16 protein-coding genes are annotated in these 16362 nt (G+C 69.7%); 12 read left to right on the forward strand and 4 right to left on the reverse strand.

Going from position 1 to position 16362, the window contains the following annotated elements; all coding sequences use genetic code 11:
* Positions 1-104: 104 nt before the first annotated feature.
* From AAHF99_RS20590 to AAHF99_RS20610, 5 genes are all read left to right on the forward strand, one after another.
* Positions 105-1322 (forward strand): Re/Si-specific NAD(P)(+) transhydrogenase subunit alpha, encoded by a 1218-nt coding sequence (locus tag AAHF99_RS20590; protein ID WP_342166335.1) that lies wholly within the window; start codon positions 105-107, stop codon positions 1320-1322.
* A gap of 21 nt (positions 1323-1343) precedes the next feature.
* Positions 1344-1802 carry a proton-translocating transhydrogenase family protein gene (locus tag AAHF99_RS20595; protein ID WP_238204817.1) on the forward strand — a complete coding sequence of 153 codons (459 nt, stop codon included), beginning with the start codon at positions 1344-1346 and terminating at the stop codon, positions 1800-1802.
* Between the two features lie 4 nt (positions 1803-1806).
* Positions 1807-3207, forward strand: coding sequence for an NAD(P)(+) transhydrogenase (Re/Si-specific) subunit beta (locus AAHF99_RS20600; protein WP_342166336.1), 1401 nt, complete (start codon positions 1807-1809; stop codon positions 3205-3207).
* 101 nt (positions 3208-3308) lie between these two features.
* Complete coding sequence (recJ, locus tag AAHF99_RS20605) at positions 3309-5123, forward strand: single-stranded-DNA-specific exonuclease RecJ (protein WP_412759922.1); 1815 nt, start codon at positions 3309-3311, stop codon at positions 5121-5123.
* Between the two features lie 8 nt (positions 5124-5131).
* A complete protein-coding gene (locus AAHF99_RS20610) occupies positions 5132-6088 on the forward strand; it encodes a right-handed parallel beta-helix repeat-containing protein (protein ID WP_342166337.1) in 957 nt (318 codons plus the stop codon).
* A 4-nt stretch (positions 6089-6092) separates the two neighbouring features.
* Here AAHF99_RS20610 and AAHF99_RS20615 read toward each other — a convergent pair whose 3' ends face one another.
* From AAHF99_RS20615 to AAHF99_RS20625, 3 genes are all read right to left on the reverse strand, one after another.
* A complete protein-coding gene (locus tag AAHF99_RS20615) occupies positions 6093-6587 on the reverse strand; it encodes a CAP domain-containing protein (RefSeq protein WP_342166338.1) in 495 nt (164 codons plus the stop codon).
* Between the two features lie 119 nt (positions 6588-6706).
* On the reverse strand, positions 6707-7786 hold the full coding sequence (locus AAHF99_RS20620; RefSeq protein ID WP_342166339.1) for an HD-GYP domain-containing protein: 1080 nt from the start codon (positions 7784-7786) through the stop codon (positions 6707-6709).
* A 298-nt stretch (positions 7787-8084) separates the two neighbouring features.
* The gene (locus AAHF99_RS20625; protein WP_342166341.1) at positions 8085-8777 is read right to left on the reverse strand and encodes a GntR family transcriptional regulator; all 693 of its coding nucleotides are present in this window, start codon (positions 8775-8777) and stop codon (positions 8085-8087) included.
* A gap of 160 nt (positions 8778-8937) precedes the next feature.
* Between AAHF99_RS20625 and AAHF99_RS20630 the strand changes: the two genes are divergently transcribed.
* The 3 genes from AAHF99_RS20630 to AAHF99_RS20640 all read left to right on the forward strand — a co-directional run bounded on the left by AAHF99_RS20630 (position 8938) and on the right by AAHF99_RS20640 (position 11694).
* The gene (locus tag AAHF99_RS20630; RefSeq protein WP_342166342.1) at positions 8938-9606 is read left to right on the forward strand and encodes a class II aldolase/adducin family protein; all 669 of its coding nucleotides are present in this window, start codon (positions 8938-8940) and stop codon (positions 9604-9606) included.
* Positions 9607-9688: 82 nt separating this feature from the next.
* Positions 9689-10681 (forward strand): flagellar motor protein MotA, encoded by a 993-nt coding sequence (locus tag AAHF99_RS20635; RefSeq protein ID WP_342166344.1) that lies wholly within the window; start codon positions 9689-9691, stop codon positions 10679-10681.
* Positions 10681-11694 carry a peptidoglycan -binding protein gene (locus AAHF99_RS20640; protein WP_342166345.1) on the forward strand — a complete coding sequence of 338 codons (1014 nt, stop codon included), beginning with the start codon at positions 10681-10683 and terminating at the stop codon, positions 11692-11694. Before AAHF99_RS20635 ends, AAHF99_RS20640 begins: the two co-directional genes overlap by 1 nt.
* An 8-nt stretch (positions 11695-11702) precedes the next feature.
* Here the strand turns inward: AAHF99_RS20640 and AAHF99_RS20645 are convergent, their stop codons facing one another.
* Positions 11703-13562: an ABC transporter transmembrane domain-containing protein gene (locus AAHF99_RS20645; protein WP_342166346.1), complete on the reverse strand. Its 1860-nt coding sequence runs from the start codon at positions 13560-13562 to the stop codon at positions 11703-11705.
* A 302-nt stretch (positions 13563-13864) separates the two neighbouring features.
* Here AAHF99_RS20645 and rpmE point away from each other — a divergent pair, with 302 nt between their 5' ends.
* The 4 genes from rpmE (at position 13865) to AAHF99_RS20665 (ending at position 16313) form a co-directional block, all read left to right on the forward strand.
* Entirely contained in the window at positions 13865-14104 is a 240-nt protein-coding gene (rpmE, locus tag AAHF99_RS20650) for a 50S ribosomal protein L31 (RefSeq protein WP_313898773.1), read from the forward strand.
* Between the two features lie 123 nt (positions 14105-14227).
* Positions 14228-14452: an AbrB/MazE/SpoVT family DNA-binding domain-containing protein gene (locus tag AAHF99_RS20655; protein ID WP_243958330.1), complete on the forward strand. Its 225-nt coding sequence runs from the start codon at positions 14228-14230 to the stop codon at positions 14450-14452.
* A gap of 21 nt (positions 14453-14473) precedes the next feature.
* Positions 14474-14860 (forward strand): type II toxin-antitoxin system death-on-curing family toxin, encoded by a 387-nt coding sequence (locus tag AAHF99_RS20660; RefSeq protein WP_342166347.1) that lies wholly within the window; start codon positions 14474-14476, stop codon positions 14858-14860.
* A gap of 85 nt (positions 14861-14945) precedes the next feature.
* On the forward strand, positions 14946-16313 hold the full coding sequence (locus tag AAHF99_RS20665) for an ABC1 kinase family protein (protein WP_342166348.1): 1368 nt from the start codon (positions 14946-14948) through the stop codon (positions 16311-16313).
* Positions 16314-16362 lie beyond the last annotated feature (49 nt).

A 16362-nucleotide genomic window follows, 5' to 3' on the forward strand; every position in this document is an offset into this window, starting at 1 on the left:
TACAACCGCTCCGAAACTCCTATCGCAACCTGACATGATCCCTCGAAATGTAGCCGAGCTTGGCGCATGCGGGGGGTCACACGCTTTTGTCTGAGGGTCGACGCATGCGCATCGCTGTGCTGTCCGAAAGGGACTCCGCGGAACCGCGGGTCGCGGCGGTGCCGGAGACGGTGAAGAAATTCAAGGCGCTCGGCGCCGACGTGGTGGTCGAATCCGGGGCCGGCACCCGCGCCGGTATCCTGGACAGCGAATACGAAGCGGCCGGCGCCACCGTCGCGTCGAGCGCCGAGGAGGCCGCCCGTGACGCCGACCTCATCCTGAAGGTCCGCCGCCCCGCCAAGGAAGAGCTTCCGCATCTCCGGCGCGGCGCCACCGTGGTCGCCATCATGGACCCCTACGGCAACGAGGCGGCCCTGAAGGACATCGCCGACGCAGGCGTCAATGCCTTCGCGATGGAGCTGATGCCCCGCATTACCCGCGCGCAGGTGATGGACGTGCTGTCCTCGCAGGCGAACCTCGCCGGCTACCGCGCCGTGGTGGACGGCGCTTCCGAATACGGCCGCGCCATGCCGATGATGATGACGGCGGCCGGCACCGTGCCGGCGGCCCGCGTCTTCGTGATGGGTGTCGGCGTCGCCGGCCTCCAGGCCATCGCCACCGCCCGCCGCATGGGCGCGGTCGTGACCGCCACCGACGTGCGCCCCGCCACGAAGGAGCAGGTCGAATCGCTCGGCGCGAAGTTCGTCGCCGTCGAGGACGAGGAGTTCAAGCAGGCGGAGACCTCCGGCGGCTACGCCAAGGAGATGTCGGCCGATTACCAGAAGAAGCAGGCCGATCTGGTGAAGGGCCACATCGCCAAGCAGGACATCGTCATCACCACGGCCCTCATCCCGGGTCGCCCGGCGCCGAAGCTCGTCTCCGAGGAGATGGTCGCCTCGATGAAGCCGGGCTCGGTGCTGGTGGACCTCGCGGTGGAGCGCGGCGGCAACGTCGTCGGCGCGAAGCCGGGCGAGATCGTCGTCACCGACAAGGGCGTGAAGATCGTCGGGCACCTCAACGTGCCGGGTCGCCTCGCCGCCACGGCGTCGAGCCTCTACGCCCGCAACCTCTACGCCTTCATCGAGACCCTGGTCGACAAGGAGTCCAAGGCTCTGGCGATCAAGTGGGACGATGAACTGGTGAAGGCCACCAACCTCACCCGCGACGGGTCCGTCGTTCACGCCTCCTTCCAGCCGAAGACCGACGGCGCCGCCTCCGAGGCCGGCGCGGTCGGCCTGGCCAAGTCGGAGCCGGGCAAGTCCCCGGCTACCGGCGCCGCCTGATCCGTCGAGGGGATTCCTGTCATGGCAAACGTTGTCGTCGTTCCTCCCGACCAGGCGGCCGATCAGGCCCGCGTCCTGGCCGATGCGGCCCGTGCCGCCGCCGCCGTCGCCCGTAACGCCGCCGATCAGGCGCAGGTCATCGCCGACGGCATGGGCCACGGCGTGGCCGCCGCCACCGGCGGCGCGGTCGATCCCACCGTCTTCCGGCTCGCGATCTTCGTGCTGGCGATCTTCGTCGGCTACTACGTCGTGTGGTCGGTGACCCCGGCGCTCCACACGCCGCTGATGTCCGTCACCAACGCGATCTCGTCGGTGATCATCGTCGGCGCGCTCCTCGCCGTGGGCGTGCCGCTCATCGAGAAGGGCACGGGCGTCGCCCGCTTCTTCGGCTTCATCGGCATCGTGCTGGCCAGCGTGAACATCTTCGGGGGCTTCCTCGTCACGCAGCGCATGCTCGGCATGTACAAGAAGAAGGGCTGAGCCGGTGTCCGAGAACGTCTCCTCACTCCTCTACATCGTCGCCGGCGTCCTGTTCATCATGGCGCTGCGGGGGCTCTCGCACCCGACCACCTCCCGCCAGGGCAACATGTACGGCATGGTCGGCATGGGGCTGGCCATCCTGACCACCCTGGTCGGCCATCCGCCGGCCGGCTTCGGCGCCTGGATCCTCGTGCTGCTGGGCCTCGGCATCGGCGGCGGCGCGGGTGCGGTGATCGCCAAGCGCGTGCCGATGACCGCCATGCCGCAGCTCGTCGCGGCCTTCCACTCGCTGGTCGGCCTCGCGGCGGTGTTCGTGGCGGCGGGCGCCCTCTACGCCCCGCAGGCCTTCGGCATCATCGAGAACGGCCACTTCCACAAGCAGTCGCTGTTCGAGATGGGCCTCGGTGTCGCCATCGGCGCCATCACCTTCACCGGCTCGGTCATCGCCTTCGCGAAGCTCGACGGCCGCATGTCCGGCAAGCCGATCATGCTGCCGCAGCGCCACCTCATCAACGCGCTGCTCGCCGCCGGCCTCGTGCTGCTGATCGCCCTGTTCATCGGCACCGAGTCGAAGGCCATCTTCTGGCTGATCATCCTCGCCTCGCTGGTGCTCGGCGGCCTGATCATCATCCCGATCGGCGGCGCCGACATGCCCGTCGTCGTGTCGATGCTCAACTCCTACTCGGGTTGGGCGGCGGCCGGCATCGGCTTCACCCTGGGCAACCTCGCGCTCATCATCACGGGCTCGCTGGTCGGCTCCTCGGGCGCGATCCTGTCGTACATCATGTGCCACGCGATGAACCGCTCGTTCATCTCGGTCATCCTCGGCGGTTTCGGCGGTGATGCCGCCGCGGCGGCCGGCGGTGGGCAGGTCGAGACGCGTCCCGTGAAGCAGGGCTCGTCGGACGACGCGGCCTACATCATGAAGAACGCCGAGCGCGTCATCATCGTCCCCGGCTACGGCATGGCGGTCGCCCAGGCGCAGCACAGCCTGCGCGAGATGGCCGACATGCTGAAGAAGGAAGGCGTGGACGTGAAGTACGCCATCCACCCGGTGGCGGGCCGGATGCCGGGCCACATGAACGTGCTGCTCGCCGAGGCGAACGTGCCCTACGACGAGGTGTTCGAGCTTGAGGACATCAACGGCGAGTTCCCGCAGGCCGACGTGGCCTTCGTGATCGGCGCCAACGACGTCACCAACCCGGCCGCCAAGACGGACAAGGCCTCGCCGATCTACGGCATGCCGATCCTCGACGTGGAGAAGGCCAAGACCGTGCTGTTCATCAAGCGCGGCATGGGCTCGGGCTACGCGGGCGTGGAGAACGAGGTGTTCTTCCGCGACAACACGATGATGCTGTTCGGCGACGCCAAGAAGGTGGTCGACCAGATCCTCAAGGCGTTCTGACCGCCCGACAGGGACGGAACCGGGGGGCGGGCGATGAGCCCGCCCCTTTTTCGTGTGAGGGTGCCACAGCATTGCCCCGGCCGGCGGTGTAGGATGCGCCCGTGTCTGCCGCCTCAGCCCTGATCGAACCCGCCTCCCTCCTCGGCGTCGACTGCTCCGTCACGGGGCGGCGCTGGGCGACGCGCTGCGCGGGCCTCGACAGCGATCTCGCCATCGCACGGATGGTCCAGGCCCACGCCCTGCCGGAACTCCTGGCCCGCGTGCTGGCCGGGCGCGGCGTGCGCCCCGACGCGGCCGACGCCTTCCTGGCGCCGCGCCTGCGTGACCTGATGCCGGACCCCGACACCCTCCTCGACATGCAGCCGGCGGTGCGCCGCCTCGCCCGCGCCGTGCGCGAGGGCGAGCGGGTGGCGGTGTTCGGCGATTACGACGTGGACGGTGCTGCGAGCGCGGCGATGCTCGCGGAATACCTTCGCGGCCTCGGGTTGACCGTGCCCGTCCATATCCCCGATCGGATCGCGGAGGGCTACGGCCCGAACGAGGGCGCCATCGCGGCGCTCGCCGCCGAGGGCGCGCGGGTCCTCGTCTGCGTCGATTGCGGCACGAGCGGCCACGGCCCCCTGGAACAGGCGGCGCGCAACGGCCTCGACGTCATCGTCCTCGATCACCACGCCGCCTCGGAGATCCTGCCGCAGGTCCATGCGGTGGTGAACCCGAACCGGCAGGACGACCTCTCCGGCCTCGGCCATCTCTGCGCGGCGGGGGTGGTGTTCCTCACCCTCGTGGCCCTGAACCGCCTCCTGCGGATCGAGGGCTTCTTCACATCCGAGCGGCCGGAGCCACGCCTCACCGATTGCCTCGACCTCGTGGCTCTGGCCACCGTGGCCGATGTGGTGCCCCTGCGCGACCTGAACCGCGCCTTCGTGGTGCAGGGCCTGTCGGTGATGCGCCATCGCGGACGCACCGGCCTCGCGGCGCTTCTCGATGCCTCGTCGCTGTCGGAGCCCCCGGAGGCGTGGCATCTCGGCTTCGTCCTGGGGCCGCGCATCAACGCGGGCGGGCGGATCGGCGATGCCGGGCTCGGCGCGCGGCTGCTCTCCACCCGCGACGCGGCCGAGGCGGCGCGGATCGCGGTCGATCTCGACCGGCTGAACCGCGAGCGGCAGGCCATCGAGGCGCTGGCCGTCGCTGAGGCCGAGGCCGAGATGGACAAGGCGCTGACAGAGGATCCGGCCCTGCCGGTCCTCGTCATCGGCAAGACCGAGTGGCACCCCGGCATCGTCGGCCTCGTGGCCGCGCGGCTCAAGGAGCGGTTCGGCCGCCCGGCCTTCGCCTTTGCGATCCGGCCGGACGGCAGCGCCACGGGGTCAGGGCGCTCGGTGCCCGGCGTCGATCTGGGCCATGCGGTGCGCGCCTGCGTCGAGGCCGGCACGGCGCGCAAGGGCGGCGGCCATGCCATGGCGGCGGGCGTCACCCTCGACGGCGACGCGATCACTGCCTTCGGCCGGCATCTCTCGACCCATCTCGGGGCGGCGGTGGAGAAGGCCCGCGCGTCGGATGCCCTGCTCCTCGACGGCACGCTCAGCGCCGGGGGCGCCACGGCCGAGACCGTGCGGCTGCTCCAGCGGGCGGGTCCGTTCGGGCAGGGCGCACCGGAGCCGCTTTTCGCCCTGGCGCGGCACCGGATCGTGGATGCCGGCATCGTCGGGACGGGGCATGTCCGCGCGCGGCTGCGCAGCCGCGACGGGCAGGCGGTGGGCGCCATCTGCTTCCGCGCCGCCGAGCGCCCCCTCGGCCGGGCGATCCTCGACAGCATCGGCCGCGAGGTCCACGTCGCGGGCACGCTCTCGCGGGACCAGTGGCGCGGCGCCGAGCGGGCGCAGGTCCGCATCGTCGATCTCGCCCCGGCGGATTGACCCCTTACATGGACGCCAGCCCGCCCCCCGCGCTCGTGCGCCCGGCGCCGGAATGCGACGCGGCGACCCGCGCCCGCATTCTCGCCCCCCGCCGGCCGGGGGACGACGTGGCGAGCCTCACCTGCTCCCTGCGCCTCGCGCCGGGGGAGCGGGTAACGAAGCGCCTGCTCCTCGAAGGCTCGGCGGCCTCGGGCGTCACCGTCGCCTGCGACGGCGGCGCCATCGGGCCGGGAGAGGCCGGGACGGGCCTCCTCGACTTCGCGGTGGAGATCCGCTCTCGCCCGCCCGCGCCGGGCTCGTCCCGCTGGGACCGGCCGGAGGGCATCACCCTCCGGGGCTGCGCCATCCTCGGCCATGTCCGCATCTGGGGCATGGGCATGAACGGGCAGGGCGAGCGGATGCGCGACTCGTCCCACAGCCTCGGCCATACCGAGCGGGCCCAGGCCGCCGCGCCGACCCGCGTGAGCATCCTCGATGCGACGATCACCGCCTTCGGCCGTATCCCGGTCTATCTCGGGCCGGGGGTGACGGGCTTTACCCTGCGCGGCTCCACGATCACCGGCACGTCATCCGCGACGGCGGTCTATCTCGATGCCGAAAGCGCGGACAACGTGATCGCCGACAACACCTTCGACATCCGGACCGGCCGCGAGATCATCGCGGTTGATGGTTCGGCCCGCAACCGGATCACCGGCAACCGCTTCGCCTTGCATGGGGAGGGCGGGGTGCGCCTCTACCGCAATTGCGGGGAGGGCGGCACGGTGCGCCACCAGACGCCGTCCGACAACGTCGTCACCGGCAACACTTTCAGCGGGGCGGGCTTCTTCGCCGCGCCGATCGTCGTGAATTCCCGCAACGGGTGGGACATCCACTGCGGAGCCGATTCCGGCTACCCGTTCGGCAGCAGCCTCGACAACCGGGACAACGGCACCGGCAACGTCGTGGAGCCGAACCGGACGGAGTGACGGGCTAGCCGCCCGCCATCACCAGCGCCCAGAACCGCTTGTAGCGGGTGTCCGGCGCGTCCACGCGGGCGATGCCGATCCGGCGGATCTGCGGGATCAGCATGTTCTTGTTGTGCTCGGGCGAGTTCTTCCAGCGGGCGAAGACCTGCTCGAAGGTCTCCGAGCCGGCGCTCAGGTTCTCGGCGGCATAGGACCGCGCGAGGCCCGCCGCGCCCATGCGCGAGGTGAAGCTGCCGCCGACATCGTGGCTCAGCTGCCCGTGGCGGGCATTGTTCCCGGCCTGGAAGGCGGCGGCCTTCACGAGACCGGAATCGACCACCACCGGGCTCAAGCCGTGCTGCGCGCGGTAGGCCGAGATCGCGGCGGCGGCGGCGACCTCATCGAGCAGGGTCGTCTTGGTGGGATAGCGCGCGGATGGCTCCTCCGTGGGGGAGAAACGTCCGCAGCCGGCGAGGGACAACAGGGTGAGGGCGAGGATCAGGAAGCGGGTTGGCGTCACGGGATCGGCTGCTGAGCGAATGCGATGCGCGTCCCTCCCGGTCCCTTGCGGCGAAAGCACGGCGGATCGGGCGAGCGATGACGTGCGCCGCCCGGCCGTGGCGCGGGGGCCACGCCGGTTCAGGTGACGTAGGGCTCGCAGGCCAGCATCGACGGCGCGAAGGCCGAAAGCAGCGCCTGATCGAGATGGCCCGGCGTCTCGACCATGATCGCCAGCGCCTCGGCGGGTCTCGCGGGCTGACGGTAGGCGCGTCGCTCGGTGAGGGCGGAGAACACGTCGCAGATCGCGACGATGCGCACGAGATCGCTGATCTGCTTGCCCTTCAGCCGGTCGGGATAGCCGGTGCCGTCGATCCGTTCGTGATGGTGGCGGACGACGTCGATCACCTCGTCATCGAAGCCGCCCTGCGCGATGAGGAGCGAGGCGCCGATCTCCGGGTGGCGGCGCATCAGCCGCAACTCGTTGCTGTCGAGGCGCCCCGGCTTGTCGAGGATCTCCTTCGGGATGCGCGCCTTGCCGAGGTCGTGCAGCAGGCTCGCCCGCGCCAACCGGGCGAGGTCGGTGCGCGACAGGCCGATCCGTCCGCCGAAGGCCGCGCAGAGCCCTGCGACACTCAACGTATGCTCGTAGACGCCCGCGTCGTGGCGCCATAGCTCCGCGAGCCAGGCCGAGATGCCGGCCTCCGAGACGGCCGCGAGCACCGTTTCGGTGCCTCTGTCGACATCGCCCGGCGCCAGCGTCCCGCCGAGGGCGGCGCTGTCGAACAGGTCGGTGACGATGCTCCTGGCCGCCTGCGCCCGCTCGTTCAGACGGCGGGCCCGCGCCGCCGCCGCCCGGCTGGCGGCCTCGATCAGCGCGAAGGTCTTGGTGAGGATCACCTCCCGCGAGGCGCCGGCCGGCAGGACGATGGTGTTGGCGTCCCGCTTCACGCCCTCGCCACGGGCGAGGACGATGCGGGGCACGGCGGGGGTGAAGACGTCGAGCCGGCGGGTCCAGTCCGTCAGGGCGGGGGGAGCGAGGTCGAGCACCGCCAGGACCGGGCGACCCCGCGCGGGGGATTCCCCGGGGGCATGCGCGCGGCAGGCGGTGACGAACGCGATGGCACGGGCCAGCGCGGCTCGCTCGGTGGGCCGGTCGGAGACCAGCAGGACGAACGCATCACTCGCCGGAGGAAGCGGTCTGTCCGGAGACGGAGACACGCGAACCTCGTGAGTCTGAAGGTGGCCGCCGGTTCTTTGGCATTAGCACGATCGCCTTATCGACACCTTAACCATCTTCCTCTTTCGCGCGGATGGGAAGTATGTCGCCTCTACGAATGTGACGATGTGCTCATAGCCTGCTCCCCCCGCCGACCGAGGAGTTATCTTACGGCGGCCGCTTATTTGGGAGGAGGTCGCGCGTTACCGCCGCACGGACAAGCTGCACAGCTTTCGCGTGTGGTGGTTGCCGATTTCTGCTGCGGGTTGGGGACGCTTAACTGCCGGTCCGGCTTTCGGCCTAGCCGAGATAGTCGCCGTACAGGTCCACGTGGTGGGCGAGGCCGAGGCCGTGGTCGCGGACCAACCGCTCGGCCCGTTCCGTGTCCCGCGCCTGCAGGGCGGCGATGATCGCTTGATGCTCGCGGATCGAGCTTTCGGCCCGCTCGCCCTGGCGCAGCGAGGCGTTGCGGATCGCCCGCACATGCATCAGCAGGTTGCCGGTCAGTTCGGTGATCGCCTCGCAATGGCCGAGGCGGATGATGGTCTGGTGGAAGCGGATGTTCGCATCCGAGTATTCGTCGATGTGTTCGGCCGGCTTGCCGGTGTAGAATTCCGGGAAGCCGTCCCGCAGGTCCTGCAGCTGCGTGTCGCTAGCCCGTGTGCAGGCGAGGCGCGCGGCCATGCTCTCCAGGGCCGCCCAGGCCTGGATCATCCCCACGATCTCGCGCTTGCTCTTGCGGATGACGAAGACGCCGCGCCGCGCCTCGGAGCGCACGAAGCCCTCCTGTTCAAGCACGGTCAGGGCCTCCCGCACGGGGGTGCGGCTCACGCCAAGGTCTTGCGAGAGCTTGCGTTCGTCCAGGCGGATCTCGTCCGACCGCCCGTAGATGTCCATCTTGGTGATCGCCGCCTTCAGCGCCTCGTAGGCGAGGGTCCGAAGGCTCGAACTGACGACGATCGGCTTCACGCTCAGCGGTTCAGAATTCGCCATGCCTCGTCCGGCCGTCCTGCGATCAGGTCACGTGTTCCATGAGACCAAGACCGGCCTAGACCAAAGGCGCCCTGGGGAATAGGCGAAAGCACAAAGTTTCACAGGTAGTGGCCGGGCGGCAGCACTTCCCGCGCGAGCCGCCGCATACCGGAGGATCGGAATGGACGCGCAGGAGCGGCAGGCACGGGAGGGCGTGGTCGCGGCCGCGCGGGACCTCGACGCGATGGGGCTCAACCGGGGCACGTCGGGCAACGTCTCGTGCCGCTTCGGCGGGGGGCTGCTCATCACCCCGTCGGGCGTCCCGACCGCCGACCTCACCCCGGAGGGCATCGTGCCGATGGGGCTCGACGGGACCTATCCGGAGGGCCTGAAGCCGTCCTCGGAATGGCGCTTCCACCGCGACATCCTCGCCGCGCGGCCGGAGGTCGGCGCCGTGGTCCATGCGCACCCGATCTATTCCACCGCCTTCGCCCTGTGCGGGAAGGCGATCCCGGCGGTGCATTACATGATCGCGGCCTTCGGCGGGCCGGACGTGCGCTGCGCGCCTTACGCCCCCTATGGCACCGAGGCCCTGTCGCGGCTCGCCCTGGAGGCGCTGGAGGGCCGCTCCTGCTGTCTCCTCGCCAACCACGGCATGATCGCCGCCGGCTCCGATCTGCGCCGTGCCCTGTGGCTGGCACAGGAACTCGAGACCCTGTGCCAGCAATACGCGGTAGCCCTTCAGATCGGGGCGCCGCAGATTCTCTCCGACGCGGAGATCACCGAGACGGTCGAACGCTTCCGGGGCTACGGGTTGAACGCGGGCACCGGGGGAAAGAGCGCGACTTGATTGGGCATCGGCATGTCGCCAGAGTGCCCACGAACCCGGCAATCCGCGACCGGCACTTTTACTCACTGAGCAAGACCGACCGATGGCTGCGCGCGATACCCGCGAAACCCAGTACAGGCCGCTCTCTAAGCCCGGAATCTACCTGGCGCGGATGGTGATCTTCCTCGCCCTCGTCGGATTTCTCGCCTTCATCCTGTTCAAGCAGATCACGCCGGCCTTCCTGGCCAATCCCGGCCTGAACGGCCTGATCCTCGGCGTGCTGCTCATCGCGGTCATCATCGCCTTCGGGCAGGTGATGCGGCTCTCGCGGGAGGTCGCCTTCGTCAACGCGGCGGCGGCGGGCGAGACCGCGCGCAAGCCCGCGCTCCTGCTCAAGCCGCTGTCCCGCGCCATCGCCGCCCGCACCGGCGGCAACCCCGTCCCCGGCACGGGACTGGTGCTCGACACCATCGCCGCCCGCCTCGACGAGGGCCGCGAGATGCTGCGCTACATTGCGGGCATCCTCATCCTGCTCGGCCTCCTCGGCACCTTTTGGGGCCTCATCGACACGCTCTCAGCGGTGGGCGGCGTCATCAAGGGCATGCGCGGCGGCGGCGATGCCGGCGTGATGTTCGATGAACTGAAATCCGGCCTCGCCGTGCCGCTCTCCGGCATTGGCCTCGCCTTCTCCGCCTCGCTGTTCGGCCTCGCCTCGTCGCTGATCACCGGGTTCCTGGAGTTGCAGGCGGGGCAGGCGCATGCACGTTTCCACAACGAATTGCAGGATTGGCTGATGGCCGTCGGCGTCGCCACCGAGCCGACCCTCGCCGCCCCCGTCGCCGCCGCGCCCGCCTATGCCGGCCCCTCGACGCGGGAGTTGAAGGAGGCGGTGGATCACCTCGCGGCGATCATGGCCGAGAGCGGCGGCAACCGCGCGACGACGCTCGCCATGACGAACCTCGCCGAAGGCATACAGGGCCTCGTCCAGCACATGCGCGCCGAGCAGCAGATGATCCGCGACTGGGTGGAGGCCCAGGCCAGCCGCGAGCGTGAATTGAAGCAGGTGCTCGACCGGCTCGGCCGGGAGCGCGTCTGATGGCGTCCACCGCCGCCCGCAGCCGGCGCAGCCTCAACGTCTGGCCGGGCTATGTCGATGCCCTGGCAACGCTGCTGCTGTCGGTGGTCTTCCTGCTGACCGTCTTCGTGGTCGGCCAGTTCTTCCTCTCGCAAGAGCTGACCGGGCGCGACGCGACGCTCGCCCGCCTGAACCGCCAACTCGCGGACCTCACCGACCTCCTGGCCCTCGAACGCTCGAAGAAGCAGGGCGACGAGGCCGAAATGCGCGACCTGCGCTCGACGCTCGCCGCCGCGCAGGCCGAGCGCGATCAGGCCAAGACCCAGGCCGAGGCCGCCACGGTCAGCCAGGGCGCGACCGGCACCCTCGACAAGCAACTGGAAGCCGAGCGCGGCGCCACCAAGCGGGCGCTGACGCAGGTCGATCTCCTCAACGAGCAGATCGCCGCGATGCGTCGCCAACTCGCGGCGCTGGAGGATGCGCTCGCCGCGTCCGAGACCCGCGATCGGGAAAGCCAGGCGCGCATCGCCGAACTCGGCAGCCGCCTGAACGTGGCCCTGGCCCAGAAGGTTCAGGAACTCGCCCGCTACCGCTCCGACTTCTTCGGCCGCCTGCGGCAGATCCTGGGAAGCCGCTCCGACATCCGCGTGGTGGGCGACCGCTTCGTCCTGCAATCGGAGGTGCTATTCCCCGGCGGCTCGGCGACGCTGAAGCCCGAGGCCGCGCCGGAACTCGACCGGATCGCCGTCGCCATCGCCGACCTCGCCAAGCAGATCCCGGCGGATCTGCCCTGGGTGCTGCGCGTGGATGGGCATACGGATGCCCGGCCCATCGCGACCTCGCAATTCCCGTCGAACTGGGCGCTGTCGGCGGCCCGCGCCATCGCGGTGGTGCAGTACCTCGCCAGCAAGGGCATCCCGCCGCAGAACCTGCTGGCGGGCGCCTTCGGCGAGTTCCAGCCCCTCGACCCGGGGACGACGGACGAGGCCTATGCCCGCAACCGCCGGATCGAATTGAAGCTGACCGAGCGGTAGGCGGCGCGCTACTGCGCCGCCTCGCTCGGCACCGTGCGGTTTCGGCCCGACTCCCGGCCCCTGGCCGTCTCGTCGAGGGCATCGGTGAATTGCAGGCTCGCCAGCTGCGCGTAGAGCGCGCCGTAGGCGAGCAGGCTCTCGTGCGTCCCCGATTCCACGATCCGCCCGTCATCGATGACGAGGATGCGGTCGGCCGCGCGGATCGTCGCGAGGCGGTGGGCGATCACGATGGTCGTGCGCCCGCGCATGAGCGTGCCCAAAGCCGCCTGCACCGCGCGCTCGGATTCGGCGTCGAGCGCCGAGGTCGCCTCGTCGAGGAGCAGGATCGGCGCGTCCTTCAGGATCGCGCGGGCGATGGCGATGCGCTGCCGCTGCCCGCCGGAGAGAGTCACGCCGCGCTCGCCCACCTGGGTGTCGTAGCCCTGCGGCAGGGCCTCGATGAAGGCGTGGGCGTTGGCGAGGTCCGCCGCGCGGCGCACCTCCGCATCCGTGGCGGCGGCGCGGCCGTAGCGGATGTTCTCCGCGACGGTGCCCGAGAACACCACCGGGTCCTGCGGCACCAGGGCGATGCGGGCGCGCAGGGCCTCCGGATCGACCGTCGCGATGTCGAGTCCATCGACGCGGACTTGCCCGCCCTGGGGATCGTAGAAGCGCAGGAGCAATTGCAAAACCGTCGACTTGCCCGCCCCCGAGGGGCCGACCAGGGCGATCCGCTCGCCGGGCGCGGCCGTGAAGCTCAGCCTGTCGAGGGCAAGATGGTCCGGCCGCGTCGGGTAGGAGAAGCGCACCGCGTCGAACTCCACCCCGCCGCGCGCCGGCTCCGGCAGGGGCAGGGCGGGGACGGGAGCCTTCACCGCCGGCTCGGCGGACAGGATCTCGGTAAGCCGTTCGGCGGCGCCGGCCGACATGGCGAGGTCGCCGTAGACCTCGGAGAGCTGGCCCAGCGCCCCGGCGCCGAACACGGCGTAGAGCACGAATTGCGAGAGCTGGCCGCCGGTGATCGTGTGGGCCAGCACGCCTTGCGCGCCGTACCACATCACCCCGACCACGGAGGACGAGATGAGGAAGATCGCGACGCCGGTCAGGATGGCCCGCGCCCGGATCGAGGCCTGCGCGGCGCCGTAGGCCTCTTCCGACGCGGCGCGGAAGCGTGCCGCCGTCTCGGCCGAGCGCCCGAAGGCCTGCATGGTGCGCACCGCGCCGACCGCTTCCGCCGCGTAGGCCGAGGCCTCCGCGAGGCGGTCCTGCGCCGCCCGCGAGCGCCGCCGCACCCCACGCCCGGAGAAGATGAGCGGGAAGACGATCACCGGGATCGCCGCGAGCACCAGCACGGACAGGCTCGGGCTGGTGATCACCATCATCGCGATGGCGCCGACGAACAGGAACAGGTTGCGCAGCAGGATCGAGATCGAGACGCCGAAGGCGGCCTTGATCTGCGTGGCGTCGGCGGTGAGCCGCGAGACGATCTCGCCGGATTGCGCCTTGTCGAAGAAGGCGGGGTCGAGGATCGTCAGCCGGGCGAAGACCGCGGAGCGCAGGTCCGCCACCACGCGCTCGCCGAGGGTGACGACGGTGTAGACCCGCGCCGCGCTCGACAGGGCGAAGCACAGCACCACGCCGAGCAGGGCGAGGAAGTAGGCGTCGATGACGCCGCTGCCGTCCTCGGTGAAGCCGTGGTCGATCACCCGCCGCATGGCGATGGGCACGACGAGGGTCGAGGCCGAGGCGCAGACCAGAGCCGCGATGCCGAGCGCGATGCGGCCCTGATAGCGCAGGGCGAAGGGAATGAGCGGGCGCAGCGCCTTGATCGGCGCCTTCGGCCGCGCGGGACCCGCGGTGCCTGCGGCGGCTCTACCTTTGCGGGCCATCACGCCTCATCGTTCACTCCCCCCGACGCTTGTTCCGGCGGGACGGCTGGGGTATACGCCGCCCCTTATCCGATTGCGTGTGTTCAATGGCCGCGGGCCGTCACCCGGTCGGCTTCCGACGCGCGGTTGCCATGAACACCCCGTTCGACGCAACAGCGTAGACCCGTTTTAAAGTGGCATCCGGGTCGGGCGGCGCCCTTCGTGCCTCCCGCCGGCTGCGAGAACAATAGGGATCACGAGTCATGGCGAAGGCACCGGTGAACAAGGCCCCGGCGATTGCTCCGGGGAGAAGCGTCGAGAAGGTGAAGCGCTCGTCGGCGCCGACGGAGCACCCGGATTACCACTTCATCAAGGTGGCGATGACGGACGGCACGGTCTACCAGACCCGCTCCACCTGGGGCGCCGAGGGCGACACGCTCAACCTCGACATCGACCCGCTGACGCATCCGGCCTGGACCGGCGGCGAGCAGAAGATGCTCGACCGCGGTGGCCGCGTCTCGCGCTTCACCTCGCGCTTCGGCAACCTCGGCGCGCGCCGCTAAGGCTGCCTTCGACTTACGAGTGTTCTGGCAGCGGGCGGTCCTTTGGGGCCGCCCGTTTTCGTTGGTGACAGGGTCTCTCCAGCGGCGTTATACGTTAGTTGAACATGGATCGCGGAGGATGCCGTGAAGATCGAGGTGAAGAAGATTGGCAACTCGACGGGCCTGATCCTGCCGAAGGAATTCGTGAGCCGGCTGAACCTTTCGCAGGGGGATTGGCTGCACGTGACCGAGAACGCGGATGGGTCTGTGCGGCTGTCGCCCTATGACCCGACTTTCGAGAAGGGCATGGAGATCGCCGAGAAGGCGATGAAGACGTACCGCAACGCCCTCTCTGAACTCGCCAAGTAGGCCAACTCGCCAACGACGACGATGAGTAGAATCGTCTGGCTGACAGGTGAACTTGTTCAAGCCATCCACGGCCGGCAGCTTCGTCTGTTCGGCGGGCCGACCGGTCTTCGCGACGAAGGAGCACTCGAATCCGCCCTCGGCCGTCCGCTCAACCGGGCGGCCTATGGTGAGCCCGATCTCGCCGAGTTGGCAGCAGCCTACGCGTTCGGCATCGCCAAGAATCATCCCTTCGTGGACGGGAATAAGCGGGCTTCTCTGCTCGCCCTCGTCACGTTCCTCGGACTCAACAACATCGAGTTCGTGGCCGACGAGGCACAAGCCGTGGTGATGATTCGCAGCCTCGCCGCAGGCGAGATCGACGAAGCGGGCCTCACGCGCTGGATCCGGGACAACTGGCCGAAAGACTAGCGCCCGCGTTACGGCGTCTCGGTGCCTTTCTGTGGGTGGGAGCGAGGCTTATCTCCCTGTCAAACGCAGTCGAGATGTCGAGCCGATGCCGAGCCCCTACAGAGACCGCGAAGCCAACCGCTTCACCGCCCGCGCCGGGCGCTATGCCAGCGTCGGCGCCAATGTCGGCGGCGTCGCCGCGCGCATGGCCATGTCGCGCCTGTTCGGGAAGGAAGGCACCACCAACGCCGCCGCCCTCGCGGAGGCCCTGGGCGGCCTGAAGGGGCCGATCATGAAGGTGGCGCAGCTTCTTGCCACCGTGCCGGATCTGCTTCCGCCGGAATACGCGGCCGAGTTGCAGAAGCTCCAGGCCGACGCGCCGCCCATGGGCGCAGCCTTCGTGAAGCGCCGGATGCAGGCCGAACTCGGGCCCGATTGGTCGAACCGCTTCGGCAGCTTCGACCTGAAGCCCGCCGCCGCCGCCTCGCTGGGGCAGGTCCACCGCGCCACCACGAAGGATGGCCAGAAACTCGCCTGCAAGCTCCAATACCCGGACATGCAATCGGCTGTTGAAGCCGACCTGAAGCAGCTTGAGGTCGCCTTCGCCTTGCATCGCCGGATGAACTCCTGGCTCGACACCCGCGAGATCGCCAAGGAGATCGGCGAACGGGTGCGCGAGGAGTTGGATTACGAGCGCGAGGCCAAGCACGCGAAGCTCTACGGCGCCGTGCTGCGCGACATCGACGCCGTGCGGGTGCCGGAGGTGTACCCGGAACTCTCCACCGGCCGCCTCCTGAGTCTCAGCTGGCTCGACGGCGAGAAGATCCTCGGCTTTACCGAGGGGTCGGTGGAAACTCGCAACCGCATCGCCCAGGCGATGTTCAAGGCGTGGTGGCACCCGTTCAGCCGCGCGGCGGTGATCCATGGCGATCCCCACCTCGGCAATTACACGATCTTCCGCGACGGCAATGAGCCGGCGGGCATCAACCTGCTCGATTACGGCTGCGTCCGCATCTTCCACCCGCGTTTCGTCGGCGGCGTGGTCGATCTCTATCGCGGCCTGCTGGAGAACGACGAGGCCCGTGTCGTCCACGCCTACGAGGTCTGGGGTTTCCGCGATCTCGACCGGGAGAAGATCGAGATCCTCAACATCTGGGCGCGGTTCATCTACGGGCCGCTGCTGGAAGACCGGGTCCGCACCGTCGCCGACGGGGTGAAGCCCGGCGAATACGGGCGGCGGCAGGCTTTCGAGGTGCATCAGGCGTTGAAGGAGCGGGGGCCGGTGACGGTGCCACAGGAATTCGTCTTCATGGACCGAGCGGCGGTCGGCCTCGGCGCGGTGTTCCTGCATCTGCGCTCCGAGCTGAACTACCACCAGTTGTTCGAGGCGGAGATCGAGCACTTCTCCACGGAAGCCCTCACCGTGCGGCAGGGGCAGGCCCTCGACGCGGCCGGTCTCGCCCGACCGGTCTGAGCCGGGGACGGCGTGCGCCATCGCACGCCGCCGCCGGGACAGTATACCC

Origin of the sequence: Methylobacterium litchii, from assembly GCF_038442315.1 — a bacterium.
Taxonomy (GTDB): domain Bacteria; phylum Pseudomonadota; class Alphaproteobacteria; order Rhizobiales; family Beijerinckiaceae; genus Methylobacterium; species Methylobacterium litchii.